The 12,490-nt window shown below is 71.0% G+C and carries 11 protein-coding genes; 8 read left to right on the top strand and 3 right to left on the bottom strand.

Going from position 1 to position 12,490, the window contains the following annotated elements; genetic code table 11:
* The first annotated feature begins 41 nt into the window (after nucleotides 1-41).
* Both ACAH41_RS19785 and ACAH41_RS19780 read left to right on the top strand, forming a co-directional pair.
* The gene (locus tag ACAH41_RS19785) at nucleotides 42-983 is read left to right on the top strand and encodes an ATP-binding protein (protein ID WP_325651576.1); all 942 of its coding nucleotides are present in this window, start codon (nucleotides 42-44) and stop codon (nucleotides 981-983) included.
* Between the two features lie 34 nt (nucleotides 984-1,017).
* The gene (locus tag ACAH41_RS19780; RefSeq protein WP_325651577.1) at nucleotides 1,018-1,554 is read left to right on the top strand and encodes a response regulator; all 537 of its coding nucleotides are present in this window, start codon (nucleotides 1,018-1,020) and stop codon (nucleotides 1,552-1,554) included.
* Between the two features lie 24 nt (nucleotides 1,555-1,578).
* Here the strand turns inward: ACAH41_RS19780 and rlmB are convergent, their stop codons facing one another.
* Together rlmB and ACAH41_RS19770 are read right to left on the bottom strand one after the other, a co-directional pair.
* A complete protein-coding gene (gene rlmB / locus ACAH41_RS19775; RefSeq protein ID WP_325651579.1) occupies nucleotides 1,579-2,337 on the bottom strand; it encodes a 23S rRNA (guanosine(2251)-2'-O)-methyltransferase RlmB in 759 nt (252 codons plus the stop codon).
* A gap of 183 nt (nucleotides 2,338-2,520) precedes the next feature.
* Nucleotides 2,521-3,306: a heparan-alpha-glucosaminide N-acetyltransferase gene (locus tag ACAH41_RS19770; RefSeq protein ID WP_325651580.1), complete on the bottom strand. Its 786-nt coding sequence runs from the start codon at nucleotides 3,304-3,306 to the stop codon at nucleotides 2,521-2,523.
* 141 nt (nucleotides 3,307-3,447) lie between these two features.
* Here ACAH41_RS19770 and ACAH41_RS19765 point away from each other — a divergent pair, with 141 nt between their 5' ends.
* A complete protein-coding gene (locus ACAH41_RS19765) occupies nucleotides 3,448-4,047 on the top strand; it encodes a hypothetical protein (protein ID WP_325651581.1) in 600 nt (199 codons plus the stop codon).
* Nucleotides 4,048-4,056: 9 nt separating this feature from the next.
* Here ACAH41_RS19765 and ACAH41_RS19760 read toward each other — a convergent pair whose 3' ends face one another.
* Nucleotides 4,057-4,632, bottom strand: coding sequence for a pseudouridine synthase (locus ACAH41_RS19760; RefSeq protein WP_325651582.1), 576 nt, complete (start codon nucleotides 4,630-4,632; stop codon nucleotides 4,057-4,059).
* 315 nt (nucleotides 4,633-4,947) lie between these two features.
* On the opposite strand from ACAH41_RS19760, the gene tssJ reads away from it, so the two are divergent.
* From tssJ to tagF, 5 genes are read left to right on the top strand one after another with little or no spacing between them, the layout of a single operon-like run.
* Nucleotides 4,948-5,433, top strand: a complete 486-nt coding sequence (gene tssJ, locus ACAH41_RS19755) for a type VI secretion system lipoprotein TssJ (protein WP_325651584.1) — start codon at nucleotides 4,948-4,950, stop codon at nucleotides 5,431-5,433.
* Nucleotides 5,430-6,767 carry a type VI secretion system baseplate subunit TssK gene (gene tssK / locus ACAH41_RS19750; protein ID WP_310742449.1) on the top strand — a complete coding sequence of 446 codons (1,338 nt, stop codon included), beginning with the start codon at nucleotides 5,430-5,432 and terminating at the stop codon, nucleotides 6,765-6,767. The genes tssJ and tssK overlap by 4 nt, the downstream gene beginning before the upstream one ends.
* Before the next feature lie 15 nt (nucleotides 6,768-6,782).
* A complete protein-coding gene (locus tag ACAH41_RS19745) occupies nucleotides 6,783-8,132 on the top strand; it encodes a DotU family type VI secretion system protein (protein WP_325651593.1) in 1,350 nt (449 codons plus the stop codon).
* Nucleotides 8,129-11,686, top strand: a complete 3,558-nt coding sequence (gene tssM, locus ACAH41_RS19740) for a type VI secretion system membrane subunit TssM (RefSeq protein WP_325651594.1) — start codon at nucleotides 8,129-8,131, stop codon at nucleotides 11,684-11,686. Before ACAH41_RS19745 ends, tssM begins: the two co-directional genes overlap by 4 nt.
* Nucleotides 11,686-12,390, top strand: coding sequence for a type VI secretion system-associated protein TagF (gene tagF / locus ACAH41_RS19735; protein WP_325651596.1), 705 nt, complete (start codon nucleotides 11,686-11,688; stop codon nucleotides 12,388-12,390). The genes tssM and tagF overlap by 1 nt, the downstream gene beginning before the upstream one ends.
* Nucleotides 12,391-12,490: the final 100 nt, after the last annotated feature.

Here is a 12,490-nt window from a genome sequence, read left to right as displayed (position 1 = left end):
CACCACCCGACGTGACCACCAGCAGGCTCTTCGACCCCACCATGAACACGCCCGTCCTTCCACCCGCCGTGGCCGACGCTGAAGCCACGCTCACGCCCGAGAAGGTGCGCGCGCTGCTGCTGGCCAATGAGCAGCTCAGCAAGCTCAACCAGCGGCTGGCCCAGGCGCAGGACAAGCTGATGCAGTCCGAGAAGCTGGCCTCCATTGGCCAGCTGGCGGCCGGCGTGGCCCATGAGATCAACAACCCGGTGGGCTATGTGTTCTCCAACTTCGGCACGCTGGAGCGCTACATGGCGGACCTGTTCCGCATGCTCGAAGCCTATGAGCGGGCCGAGGCCGGCATCGTCGACCCGGTGCTGGCCGGCGAGCTGCGCGCGCTGCGCGAGGAGATCGAGCTGGACTACCTGAAGCAGGACATTCCCAGCCTGATGGCCGAGTCGCGCGAGGGCATCTCCCGGGTGCGCAAGATCGTGCAGGACCTGAAGGACTTCTCGCGGGTCGACAACCGGCAGGAATGGGAATGGTGCGACCTGCACAAGGGCCTGGAATCGACGCTCAACATCGTCAACAACGAGATCAAGTACAAGGCCGACGTGCACCGCGAATACGGCGTGCTGCCCGAGGTGCAATGCCTGCCCTCGGAGCTGAACCAGGTCTTCATGAACCTGCTGGTGAATGCCGCTCAGGCCATCAAGCAGGAACGCGGCCTGATCATCGTGCGCACCGGCTGCGACGAGCAGCAGGTCTGGGTGCAGGTCGAGGACAACGGCGCCGGCATCCCGCACGAGCACATTGGCCGCATCTTCGACCCCTTCTTCACCACCAAGCCCGTGGGCCAGGGCACCGGCCTGGGCCTGTCGCTGTCCTACGGCATCGTGCAGAAGCACGGTGGCCGCCTGGAAGTGCAAAGCCTGCCCGGCCGCACCTGCTTCCAGCTCAGCATTCCGCTGCAGCAGCCCGGCGCCGCCGGCACCGCCGCCTGACCCCCATCCGCGCCCGCCTCCCGGAGCAACCCACATGCACAACGTCCTGCTGGTCGACGACGAAACCGCGATCCTCAATGCACTGCAACGCGCGCTGCGCCTGCAGTTCGGCAAGCAGCTGCGGCTGGACACCTCGCCGGGCGGCGCACAGGCGCTGGCCATGGGCCTGGAACGGCGCTACGACATCGTCATTTCCGACCTGCGCATGCCCGGCATGGACGGCCTGGATTTCCTGTGCCGCTTCGCCAAGCTGCAGCCGCATTCCACCCGCATGATGCTCACCGGCTCGGCGGACTTCGGCACCGCGCAGCGGGCGGTCAACGAGATCGGCGTGTTCCGCTACCTGACCAAGCCCTGGCAGGAAGACGACCTGGGGCAACACATGCGGGCCGCACTGGCGCATGCCGACAGCCTGCGCAGCCAGCGCGACGCCGCCGATGCCTGGGCGTCCAGCCAGGGCCAGCTCTCGCCGCAGGCGCTGGAACTGCGGCGGCTGGAGGCGCTCGAACCCGGGCTGACCCTGGTCGAGTGGGACACCGACGGCGCAGTCATCATGCCCTCGCTGGACTGACCGCGCGCTCGCCGGCCGGACCGATCAGGCCGGGTTGGCCTTCAGGCGCTGGCGGCGCGCTTCGTACAGCAGCACCGCCGCAGCCACCGACACGTTCAGGCTCTCGACCGCACCTGCCATCGGAATGCTGACCAGCTCGTCGCAGGTCTTGCGCGTGAGCTGGCGCATGCCCGGGCCTTCGGCACCCAGCACGATGGCCACCGGGCCGGTCAGGTCCACGTCGTAAAGCGTCTGCGTCGCGTCGTCGCTGGCGCCGATGATGCGCACGCCGCGCTCCTTCATCTCGTTGAGCGCACGCGCCAGGTTGGTCACCATCAGGTACGGCACCGATTCGGCCGCGCCCGAGGCCACCTTGGCGACCGTGGCGTTCAGGCCCACGGCATGGTCGGTCGGCGCGACCACCGCCTGGGCGCCGGCACCGTCGGCCACGCGCAGGCAGGCGCCGAGGTTGTGCGGGTCGGTCACGCCGTCCAGCACCAGCACCAGCGCGGTGTCGGCCTTCGCGGCCTCCACCTCTTCCAGCACCTCGTCCAGCGAATGCCGCTGCTTGACCGGATTGACCCGCGCAACCACGCCCTGGTGGCGCGGCCCGCCGGACATCTTGCTCAGCCGGTCGTCGTCGCTGTCCACCAGCTTGATGCCGGCCTCACGGGCACGGTCCGCGAAGCCGCGCATGCGCGCGTCGCGCCGGCTGGCGTCGAGGTGGATCTCGAGGATGGATTCGGGCGCCGTCTTCAGGCGCACGGTGACGGCATGGAAGCCGTAGAGAAAGCTGGTGGACATGGAGAAAATGGCCTTGGAAGGCCCCGGTGGAGACAGCAGACGGGGACAGGCGCCAATGCGCCCGCCAACCGGCAAGGCTACCACCTGAGCCCGCCACAGCAGGCGCTCAGAACCTGAAGCCGCGGTGGCTGAAGCTTTGCGCGCCGCAGTGGCCCACATCTCGCCGGGCGGCGCCGTGCCAGCTCAGTGGCGCAGTGCGATCCATGCCATCACCAACCCGATCAACACCGGCTGGTGCACCATGTAGAAACTCAGCGACCAGCGGCCCAGCACCGCCAGCGGCTGCAGCGGCCGCGGCACCGCGCCCGCGAGCCAGTGCCGCCGGTGCGCCAGCAGCCACAGGCCGGCGGCCACGCCGAGCAGCATCACGCCCAGCCATGGCAGCACCGGCACATAGTCCTCGGTGAACGGCAGCTCGCTGACCAATCCGGTCCAGTTCAGCCAGCGGCCATTCAACAGCGGCGACTGCCACAGCCGTGGCAAGGCCAGCGCCACCACGCCCAGGCCGGCCAGGGTCCACAGCCCGGCGGCACCGCGCCGCATCAGCGCAGGCGCCAGCCAGCGCGTGAGCAGCAGCATGGCCGCAATGCCGTGCAGCACGCCAAAGCTGATCCAGCTGCGCGGGAACATCAGCGCCGAGCCGGCCGACACCAGCACCGCGCAGCCCGCCACCTGCGCCCAGCGCCGCCAGAAGCGCGGCCAGCCCTGCCCGGCCGCCAGCGCCACCGCCTGGCCCAGTCCGGCGCAGGTCAGGAACAGTGTGACGATCAGCGTGCGCTGCGTGGTCCAGAAGGGGTCGGACAGGAAGCGCTGGTGCGGCGTCAGCAGGCCGTAGTGGTTCAGGTCGAAGCAGAAGTGGAAGCCCGCCATCCACAGGATGGCGACGCCACGCAAGGCATCCAGGCGATCGAAGCGCTCGCCGCGCGGGCGGTTGGCAACAGCAGTTCCAGGGGACGTTTCAGAGGACATGAGGCTTGCATTCATCAGCCTGGGGACGATACCGCAGCCCCGCCGCCGGCCAGTTGCCGCCACGCTGAGCAAGGCTGCCGGGCTGTCAAGAATCGTTGCGCAAGGCTTGCAGTCGCCCCGAACGCCCCCAGTTGACGCGAAATGAGCAGCGATTCGTCCTCTGTCGCCGTCCGGCTCGGTGAAGCCGTGCTGAACCTGGTCAGCAGCGCGCCGGCCACCCGCGAGGTGGCCAGCGCGCAGCCGGCCGATGCCGCCTGGCAGCTGGCGCAGCGTGCCGCCCGCAAGGCCGGCATCGCGGCCGGCTCGCTGGCACTGCCGCCGGGCCCGCTGGGCTGGTTGACCATCCTGCCGGAGCTGGTGGCGGTCTGGCGCATCCAGGCGCAGATGGTGGCCGACATTGCCGCGGTCTACGGCACCCGGCATGCGCCGACACGCGAACAGATGCTGTACTGCCTGTTCCGCCACACGGCTGCGCAGGCGGTGCGCGACCTCGCCGTGCGCATGGGCCAGCGCGTGCTCGTCAAGGAAGCCAGCGCGCAGGTGCTCAAAGGCGTGGCCGGTGCCATCGGGCTGCACCTCAGCCAGCGTGCACTGGGCCATGGCGTGAGCCGCTGGGTGCCGGTGGCCGGCGCGGTCGGCGTGGGCGCTTATGCCTGGCACGACACCCGTCAGGTCGCCAAGCAGGCCATGGCCTTGTTCGACCCACAGCCAGCCAGCACCGCTTCGCCCGCGGCCGACTGATCCCGCGGATCAGCGAGTCGGCGCCAACGGCGCCTGCACCGCCTGCCACTTCCCAGGCGCCAACTGTCCCAGCGTGTAGGGGCCGATGGCCGCGCGGATCAGGCGCAAGGTGGGGAAGCCCACGGCGGCCGTCATGCGCCGCACCTGGCGGTTGCGGCCTTCGCGGATCACCAGTTCCAGCCAGGCCGTGGGAATGGCCTGGCGCACACGGATGGGCGGGTCCCGCTGCCACACCGCCGGTGGCGGCAGCATCAGGCGCGCCTGCGCCGGCAAGGTCGGCCCGTCCTTCAGCGTCACGCCCTGGCGCAGCCGGGCCAGGGCCGCCTCGTCCGGCAAGCCTTCCACCTGCACCCAGTAGGTCTTGTCCATCTTGAAGCGCGGGTCGGCAATGCGGGCCTGCAGTTGCCCGTCAGACGTGAGCAGCAGCAGGCCTTCGCTGTCGGCGTCCAGCCGACCGGCCGCGTACACCCCCGGCAGTTCAATGAAGTCCTTCAGGCCGCGCCAGCGCCCCTCGGCACCAAACTGGCTGAGCACGCCATACGGTTTGTTGAAGCAGATCAGGCGCGGTGGGCCGTCAGGGGTCATGGCGGAAGGTTCACGTCGCAAGGTGGGTCGGGTCAAGGCGCGAGGCCAGCGTGGATTCTCGGGCAGTGGAACGGCTCATCCTGCCCGGCACAGCGCCTCGGTGGGCAAGCCCAACGCCCTCGAAGCCGAATGAAGCCGCACTCAAGGCCCTGATCCGCGCCGGGTGGAGGCCAACACGGCGGCGAAGGCAGCCAGGCGCAAGCCGGCGAAGCAGCAGCTGCCGGTGCGACCCTGGCGTTGCGCCGATGACCTTGGTCACGCGGCGCAACCTGCCCGGCTGGCTATTCTGGACACCGGTCTCCAAAGGCATTCCAGATGGTCAACGTGCGTCACGGCTTCGCGGGTTCGGCATGCAGCGCCTGCGCCGCGGCGCTGCTGGTGGCGGCCTGCGCGTCCGCGCCGCCGCCGCCCAAGCCAACCGTCGTGTCCGGCAGCATCGCGGCCTCGGCGCGGGTCAACCCCAGCGTCAGCCAGCGGCCCTCGCCGCTGCTGCTGCGGGTCTATGAGCTGAAGACCGCCAATGCCTTCAACGCCGCCGACTTCGTCTCGCTCTACCAGCGCGACCAGGCCGAGCTGGGCACCGAAGTGGTGGCGCGCGAGGAGTTCACGCTGGCGCCCGGCGAGCGCCGCGCGCTGAACAAGACGCTGGCCCCCGAGACGCGCTTCATCGCCGTCTTCGCGGCCTACCGCGACATCGAACACGCGAAGTGGCGCGGCGTCGTTGCCGTCACCCCCGGCAAGCAGCAGCAGTTGCTGATCCAGGCAGACGAGCTGGCGGTCAGCGCGGTCGTGCAACCGTGAGTTCACACCGCAACAAGGTCGTCTGGACGCAGGGCATGTTCCTGCTGCCGCACCACTTCCAGCAGGAAACCCGCTACCTCGAACACCTGGTGGACCTGCGCGTGCGCGCGCTGGCGCCGCACGGCTGGGGCTTCACCGAGCTGGTACTGGACGAGGCGCTGCTGTCCACCGGCCGGCTGGGCGTGCTGCGCGCCAGCGGCGTACTGCCCGACGGCACGCCCTTCCTGATCCCGCAGGCCGACGCCGCCCCCGCCCCGCTGGACGTGCCGGCCGACCTGAAGGGCGACACCATCTGCCTGGCCGCGCCAATGGCCCGCGAAGGCGTGAACCAGGTCGCGTTCGACGGCGAGCCCACCGGCGAACTGCTGCGCTACCGTGTCGCCGACCACACGCTGCGCGACCTCACCAACGCCAGCGACGAACCCGAGCCGGTGCAGACCGGCGCGCTGTGCCTGCGGCTGATGCCCTCGCGCGAGCTGGGCGATGGCCATGCCGCGCTCGGCGTGGCCCGCGTGCTGGAGCGCCGCAGCGACCAGCAACTGGTGCTGGACCGCGCCTACATCGCGCCGCAGACCCGCATCGACGCCAGCGGCCACCTCTCGGCCATGGCCTCGCTGCTGCACGGGCTGGTGCAGCAGCGCGCGCAGCTGCTGGCTTCGCGCATGGGCCAGCTCGGCAACGGCGTCTCCGAGCTGGCGGACTTCCTGATGCTGCAGGCGCTGAACCGCGCCGCGCCGCTGTTCCGCCAGCACGCGCAGGCGCCCAGCGCGCACCCCGAAACCCTGCACCGCGACTGCCTGCAACTCGCCGGCGACCTGGCCACGCTGGTCAGCGAATCGCGCCTGGCCACCGAGTACCCGCTCTACCGGCACGACGACCTGCGCGCCAGCTTCGCGCCGCTGTTGGACGAGCTGCGCCGCATGCTCTCGGTGGTGCTGGAGCGCAATGCGCAGCAGATCGAGCTGGTGGACCGCTCGCACGGCGTGCGCACGGCCGTGGTGCCGGACGCCAGCCTGCTGCGCAGCGCCAACTTCGTGCTCGCCGTGAACGCGCAGCTGCAGGCCGAGCAGCTGCGCCAACGCTTTCCGGCGCAGTCCAAGCTCGGGCCGGTGGACCGCATCCGCGACCTGGTCAACCTGCAGCTGCCCGGCGTGGCCCTGCGCTCGCTGCCGGTGGCGCCACGCCAGCTGCCCTTCCATGCCGGGTTCCACTACTTCGAGCTGGACCGCGGCGGCGAGCTGTGGAAGCAGCTGGAGCGCGCCGGCAGCCTGGCGCTGCACGTGGCCGGTGACTTCCCCGGCCTGGAACTCGAGCTGTGGGCCATTCGGCAGTAAGCCACGGGAACCGCCATGGACCCCTCCGCCTTAAATGACCCCTTCGCCGGTTTCGACGACCAGAGCACCTTCATCAAGCCGCGCCCCGGCGGTGCCGCTGCGGCGCTGCGCAACACACCCGCCGCGCCAGCACAGCAGGACACGGCCGACGAGGCCGCCAGCACCGCCCCCGGCCTGAACCCGCTGCTCACGCTGGCCAACCGCCTGCTGCTGCTGGTGCCGCAGCTGCGCGCCACCCGCCGCGTGGACGACCCTGCTGCGCTGCGCAACGCGCTGGCCCAGGGCATCCGCGACTTTGCGGCGCAAGCCGCTGCCGCCGGCATCGCGCCCGAGCGCGTGATGGCCACGCGCTACGTGTTGTGCACGATGATCGACGAGGCCGCCGCCGACACGCCCTGGGGCGGCTCCGGCGTTTGGGCCAGCCACAGCCTGCTGTCGATGTTCCACAACGAGACCTGGGGCGGCGAAAAGGTATTTCAATTGATGGCCCGGCTGGCCGAGAAGCCGGACGTCAACCGCGACCTGCTGGAATTGATCTACGCGGTGCTCACGCTGGGCTTCGAAGGCCGCTACCGGGTGATCGACAACGGCCGCGCGCAGCTCGAAGCCGTGCGCGACCGGCTGGCGCAGATCGTGAAGACCCAGCGCGGCGACCACGCGCCCGCGCTGGCCCAGCACTGGCAGGTCGAGGCCACGCGCCAGCGCCGCCACCTGGGCTGGCTGCCGCTGGCCGCATCTGCGGCGGTCATGGCGCTGCTGCTGGTTGGCGTGTACCTCGCGCTTTCGCTGTCGCTGGCCGAGCGCTCGGACCCGGTGTTCGGCCAGATCCAGTCGCTGCGGCTCACGCCGCCGGTCGTCGCGCCGCCCCCACCGCCCGCCAAGCCGCGCCTCGCGCAGTTCCTGCAGCCGGACATCAAGGGCGGCCAGGTCGTCGTGCGCGACGAGGTGGACCGCAGCGTCATCACGCTGCGCGGAGACGGCCTGTTCCCGCCCGCCAGCGCCACGCTGGCACCCGAGCGCGAGGCGCTGATGCTGCGCATTGCCGCAGCGCTGGCCCAGATGCCCGGCGCGGTGCTGGTCACCGGCCACAGCGACAGCTCGCCGATCCGCACGCCGCGCTTCCCGTCGAACTGGCACCTGTCCGACGAGCGTGCCCAGGCCGTGCGCCAGCTGCTGGTGTCGCACCAGGTCGCGCCCGAACGGGTGCGCGCCGAAGGCCGGGCCGACGCCGAACCGCTGGTGCCCAACGACAGCCCCGCCAACAAGGCCATGAACCGGCGCGTGGAGATCAGCCTGATGGTCAATGCCCGCAGCCCTGAACCGGCTGCGCAGGCCGCATCGGCCGGCAATGGAGCCGCCAAATGAAACGCGTGCTCGGCTGGATCTTCAACCGCTGGGTGCTGCTCGCGGTGCTGCTGCTGGCGGTCTCGCTGCTGGTCTGGATCGTCGGGCCGATGGTGGCCATTGGCGAGAAGCGGCCACTCGAAACCGAAGCCTCGCGCTGGACCACCATCGGCGCGCTGGTCGTGCTGGTGGCCATCTGGATCACATGGAGCCGCTGGCGCGCCCGGCGCGGCAACACCGCCGTGGTGCAGCAGCTGATGCAGCCGCCAGCCCAGGCGGCAGAGCGCGAGAGCCCGGACATGGCCGCCGTCAGCGAGCGTTTCCGCCAAGCCATGCTGACACTGCAGCGCGCCCGCTTCGGCAGCAGCAGCCGGCTCAAGGGCTGGGCCGGCAAGCTGGGCGGGCGCTACCTGTACGAGCTGCCGTGGTACCTGATCATCGGCGCGCCCGGCTCGGGCAAGACCACCGCGCTGCGCCACAGCGGGCTGAAGTTCCCGCTGGCCGAGCAGATGGGCGAGCAGGCCATCCGCGGCGTGGGCGGCACGCGCCACTGCGACTGGTGGTTCACCGACCAAGCGGTGCTGATCGACACCGCCGGCCGCTTCACCACCCAGGACAGCGACCCCGGCACCGACCGCGCCACCTGGAGCGGCTTCCTGCAGATGCTGCGCCGCTCGCGCCCGCGCCAGCCGCTCAATGGCGCGCTGGTCACCGTCTCGGTTTCGGACCTGCTCTCGCGCAGCCCGGCCGAGCGCGCGCAGCACGCGGCCACCGTGCGTGCCCGGCTGCAGGAGCTGCACCAGGACCTGGACATCCGCTTCCCGATCTACCTGCTGGTCACCAAGGCCGACCTGCTGGCCGGCTTCATGGACTACTTCGCCACGCTGGACAAGGACCAGCGCGCGGCACCCTGGGGCTTCACCTTCGGCCGCGAAAGCGCCGCGCCGCTGGCCGCCTTCGGGCCGGAGTTCGAAGCGCTGCAGCAGCGCCTGCTGGACGGGCTGGTCGACCGGCTGCAGCTGGAGCGCGACCCGCAACGCCGCGCCCGCATCTACGGCTTCCCGGAGCAGTTCGCCGGCCTGCGCCAGGTGCTGCAGGAGTTTGTCGAAGCTGTGTTCGCGCCCTCGTCCTTCGAGGCCACGCGCGCGCAGCTGCGCGGCGTGTATTTCGTCAGCGGCACGCAGGAAGGCACGCCCATTGACCGGGTGCTGGGCGCGGTGGCGCGCAGCTACCGGCTCGAACATGCGCTGATCCCGCCCAACCAGGCCAGCGGCCGGGCCTATTTCCTGAACCGGCTGCTGCAGGAGGTCGTGTTCGCCGAAGCCGGCCTGGGCGGCACCAACCGCCGCTGGGAGCGCCAGCGCACCGCGCTGGCCGTGGGCGGCTACGCGCTGGTCGGCATCGTCGGCCTGGGCCTGCTGGGCGCCTGGGGCCTGAGCTATGTGCAGAACCGGCGCTACGTGGGCGAGGTCTCGGCGCGGGCCGAGCAAGTGAGGCAACTCTTGCAAGCCACGCCCAACCGGGCCAGCGCCGACATCCTGCCCATCGTGCCCGCGCTGGAGGCCACACGCGCCTTGGCGGCCACCGAAGGCCCCATCCCGTGGTCGCTGCGCATGGGCCTGTTCCAGGGCCGCAAGCTCGACAGCGCCGCCCGCGCCGCCTACCAGCGCATGCTGGGCGACGCGCTGCTGCCGCGGCTGGCGCTGCGCATCGAGGAGCAGCTGCGCCAGGGCGCGGCCACGCCGGAAACACTGTATGAAGCGCTGAAGGCCTACGTGATGCTGCACGACCCGACGCACTTCGACCCGCCGGCGCTGAAGCAGCATTTCGAGGGCGACTGGCAGGCCACGCGCCGCGAACTGACGCCCGAGCAGCGCAGCCAGCTCAGCGGCCACCTGGACGCCTTGCTGGCCCAGGGCGGCGTGGCCTCACCGCTGCCGGAAGACAAGCCTTTGCTGGATGCCACCCGCACCCAGCTGGCCACGCTGCCGCTGCCGCAGCGCATCTACAACCGGCTGCGCGCCCAGGGTCTGGGCAACGACTTCCCCGAGTTCACGGTGATCCGCGCGGCGGGCAACAACGCCGCGCTGGTCTTCACCCGCGCCAGCGGCGCGCCGCTCACGCAAGGCGTGCCCGGCCTGTACTCGCGCGACGGCTACCTGCGCGGCTTCCAGCCCATGGTCGGCAAGGCAGCCGACGAGCTGGCCGCCGAGCAGCCCTGGGTGCTGGGCGTGGCCGAGGCGCCCAAGGACGCCGCCGCCCAGGTGCGCGCCAACGCACCGCTGGTCGACGACGTGCGCCGGCTTTACTTGAACGACTACGCCGCCGCCTGGGAAGCGTTCATTGCCGACCTGCGGCTGCAGCCCATGGGCAGCCTGTCGCAGTCGGTCGAACGCTCGCGCCTGCTGTCCGCGCCAGACAGCCCGCTGCCGCCGCTGATGAAAGCCATTTCGCGCGAGACCACGCTGGCCAGTGGCGGCTCCACGCTGGAGACCGCCGAGCGCCGCGCCACCGACCTGGTGCAGCAGTCGCGCGACAAGCTGGCCGGCATCTTCAGCAACGGCGCAGCCAGCCCGGTCGCCAACGGCCCGCGCATCGAAGCCATCGTCGACGACCGCTTCGCCGGCCTGCGCCAGCTGGTCACGCCACCAGCCGGCGGCGGCAAGGCGCCGCTGGACGACACGCTCGCGCTGGTCGCCGAGGTCAACCTGCTGCTGAACTCGGCCGAGACCGCGCTGCAAGGCGGCGCCGCGCCCCCACCCTCACCGGTGCCCAACCGCGTGAAGGCCGAAGCCGCGCGCATGCCGCAGCCGCTGCGCACGATGCTGGACGACCTCTCGCAAAGCAGCTCGCGCATCTCGCAAGGCCTGATGCGGCAGACGCTGGGCCAGGAGGTGCGCTCGCAGGTGGGCGAGTTCTGCCTGCAAGCAGTGGCCGGCCGCTACCCGCTGGACCGCAACTCGACGCGAGACGCCACGCAGGCCGACTTCGCGATGCTGTTCGCCCCCGGCGGCAAGATCGACCAGCTGTTCCAGCAGAAGCTCGCAACCTATGTGGACACCAGCAGCCGGCCCTGGCGCTTCCGGCCGGTCGAAGGCACGCCGCTGGGTGGCGACGCCGGCACGCTGCCGCAATTCCAGCGTGCCGCGGCCATCCGTGAAACGCTGTTTCCCGGCGGCAACACGCCCTCGCTGCGGCTGGACTTCAAGCCGGTGGAAATGGACCCGTCCATCACCCAGTTCATCCTCGACGTGGACGGCCAGATCGTGCGCTACGCCCACGGCCCGCAGATCCCCATGTCGGTCCAGTGGCCCGGCCCACGCGGCAGCCAGCAGGTGCGGGTGCAGATGAGCCCACCCAGCGCCAGCGGCTCCGGCCCCATCACCGACGGCCCCTGGGCGCTGTTTCGCATGTTCGACCGTGTGCGCATCGAGCCCGGCAACGCGCCCGAACGCTTCCGCGCCACCTTCGAGGTCGACGGCCGCAAGGCGGTGTTCGACGTGACCACCAGCAGCGTGCGCAACCCCTTCAAGCTGCGCGAGCTCAACGAGTTCAACTGCCCGACTGGCCTGTGATGGCCGCCGCCGAAACCGAAAGTTTCGATCACGGCCCGCCCGGCTGGTACGGCAAGCTCGCCTCGCTGGGCGACTTCGCGCAGCGCCGCCTGCCGCCGCACTGGGTGCGCCACTGCGACACCTGGCTCGCCAGCCTGATGCGCGAACTGCCCACGGCCCTGGGCCCGCACTGGCTGGACACCTACCTCACCGCCCCGGTGCTGCGCTTCGCCTGGGCGCCCGGCGTGGTCGACATGCGCTGGTGGTTCGGCGTCTTGATGCCCAGCTGCGACAACGTCGGCCGCTACTTCCCGCTGCTCATCACCCAGTCCCGCGTGCACCCGCCGCTGGACCGCCAGTCGCTGGATCACCTGGAGCGCTGGTACACGGTGGTGGCCAGGGCAGCGCTGCAGACGCTGGGCGACGGCGCTTCGGTGGATGGCTTCGAGCAGGCCCTGGCCGGCGCGCCAGCGTGGCCGTTGGCCGGCATGCCGCCGCCCGCGCCGCTGGCCGACGGCCCGTGGCAACAGTTCACCGCTGGGTCGTCCAGCTGGCGCGAGGCCGTGCCGCTACTGGCCGCAGGCGAACTGCTGGAACGCCTGGCCGGCTGCACGCTGTGGTCGCCCGCGCTGCCTGCGCCGGCACCGGCGAACCTGCGCTGGGGGCCTGGGCTGCCAGCGGTCTCGAACTTTGCGGGCCTGCTGAGGGCGGACGGGCGGACCTGAGCGGCCTGGGCCGCCTCGCCAAACGCCCGAGCGCAATGATCTCGCCCCGCTACTTCCCCGGCTCGCACTGCCACCCACGGTGCCCAAAACAAATGGGGTC

Source organism: Ideonella sp. (genome assembly GCF_041287625.1).
Taxonomy (GTDB): Bacteria; Pseudomonadota; Gammaproteobacteria; order Burkholderiales; family Burkholderiaceae_C; genus Ideonella.
This window is presented reverse-complemented; position numbering and strand designations above follow the sequence as displayed.

What these genes read in the sequence shown, in the direction of transcription:
- ACAH41_RS19760 (WP_325651582.1), bottom strand. Translation starts at nt 4,632, where the DNA reads ATGACCCCTGACGGCCCACCGCGCCTGATCTGCTTCAACAAACCGTAT.
- ACAH41_RS19745 (WP_325651593.1), top strand. Translation starts at nt 6,783, where the DNA reads ATGGACCCCTCCGCCTTAAATGACCCCTTCGCCGGTTTCGACGACCAG.
- tssJ (WP_325651584.1), top strand. Translation starts at nt 4,948, where the DNA reads ATGGTCAACGTGCGTCACGGCTTCGCGGGTTCGGCATGCAGCGCCTGC.
- ACAH41_RS19770 (WP_325651580.1), bottom strand. Translation starts at nt 3,306, where the DNA reads ATGTCCTCTGAAACGTCCCCTGGAACTGCTGTTGCCAACCGCCCGCGC.
- ACAH41_RS19765 (WP_325651581.1), top strand. Translation starts at nt 3,448, where the DNA reads ATGAGCAGCGATTCGTCCTCTGTCGCCGTCCGGCTCGGTGAAGCCGTG.
- ACAH41_RS19785 (WP_325651576.1), top strand. Translation starts at nt 42, where the DNA reads ATGAACACGCCCGTCCTTCCACCCGCCGTGGCCGACGCTGAAGCCACG.
- rlmB (WP_325651579.1), bottom strand. Translation starts at nt 2,337, where the DNA reads ATGTCCACCAGCTTTCTCTACGGCTTCCATGCCGTCACCGTGCGCCTG.
- tagF (WP_325651596.1), top strand. Translation starts at nt 11,686, where the DNA reads ATGGCCGCCGCCGAAACCGAAAGTTTCGATCACGGCCCGCCCGGCTGG.
- ACAH41_RS19780 (WP_325651577.1), top strand. Translation starts at nt 1,018, where the DNA reads ATGCACAACGTCCTGCTGGTCGACGACGAAACCGCGATCCTCAATGCA.
- tssM (WP_325651594.1), top strand. Translation starts at nt 8,129, where the DNA reads ATGAAACGCGTGCTCGGCTGGATCTTCAACCGCTGGGTGCTGCTCGCG.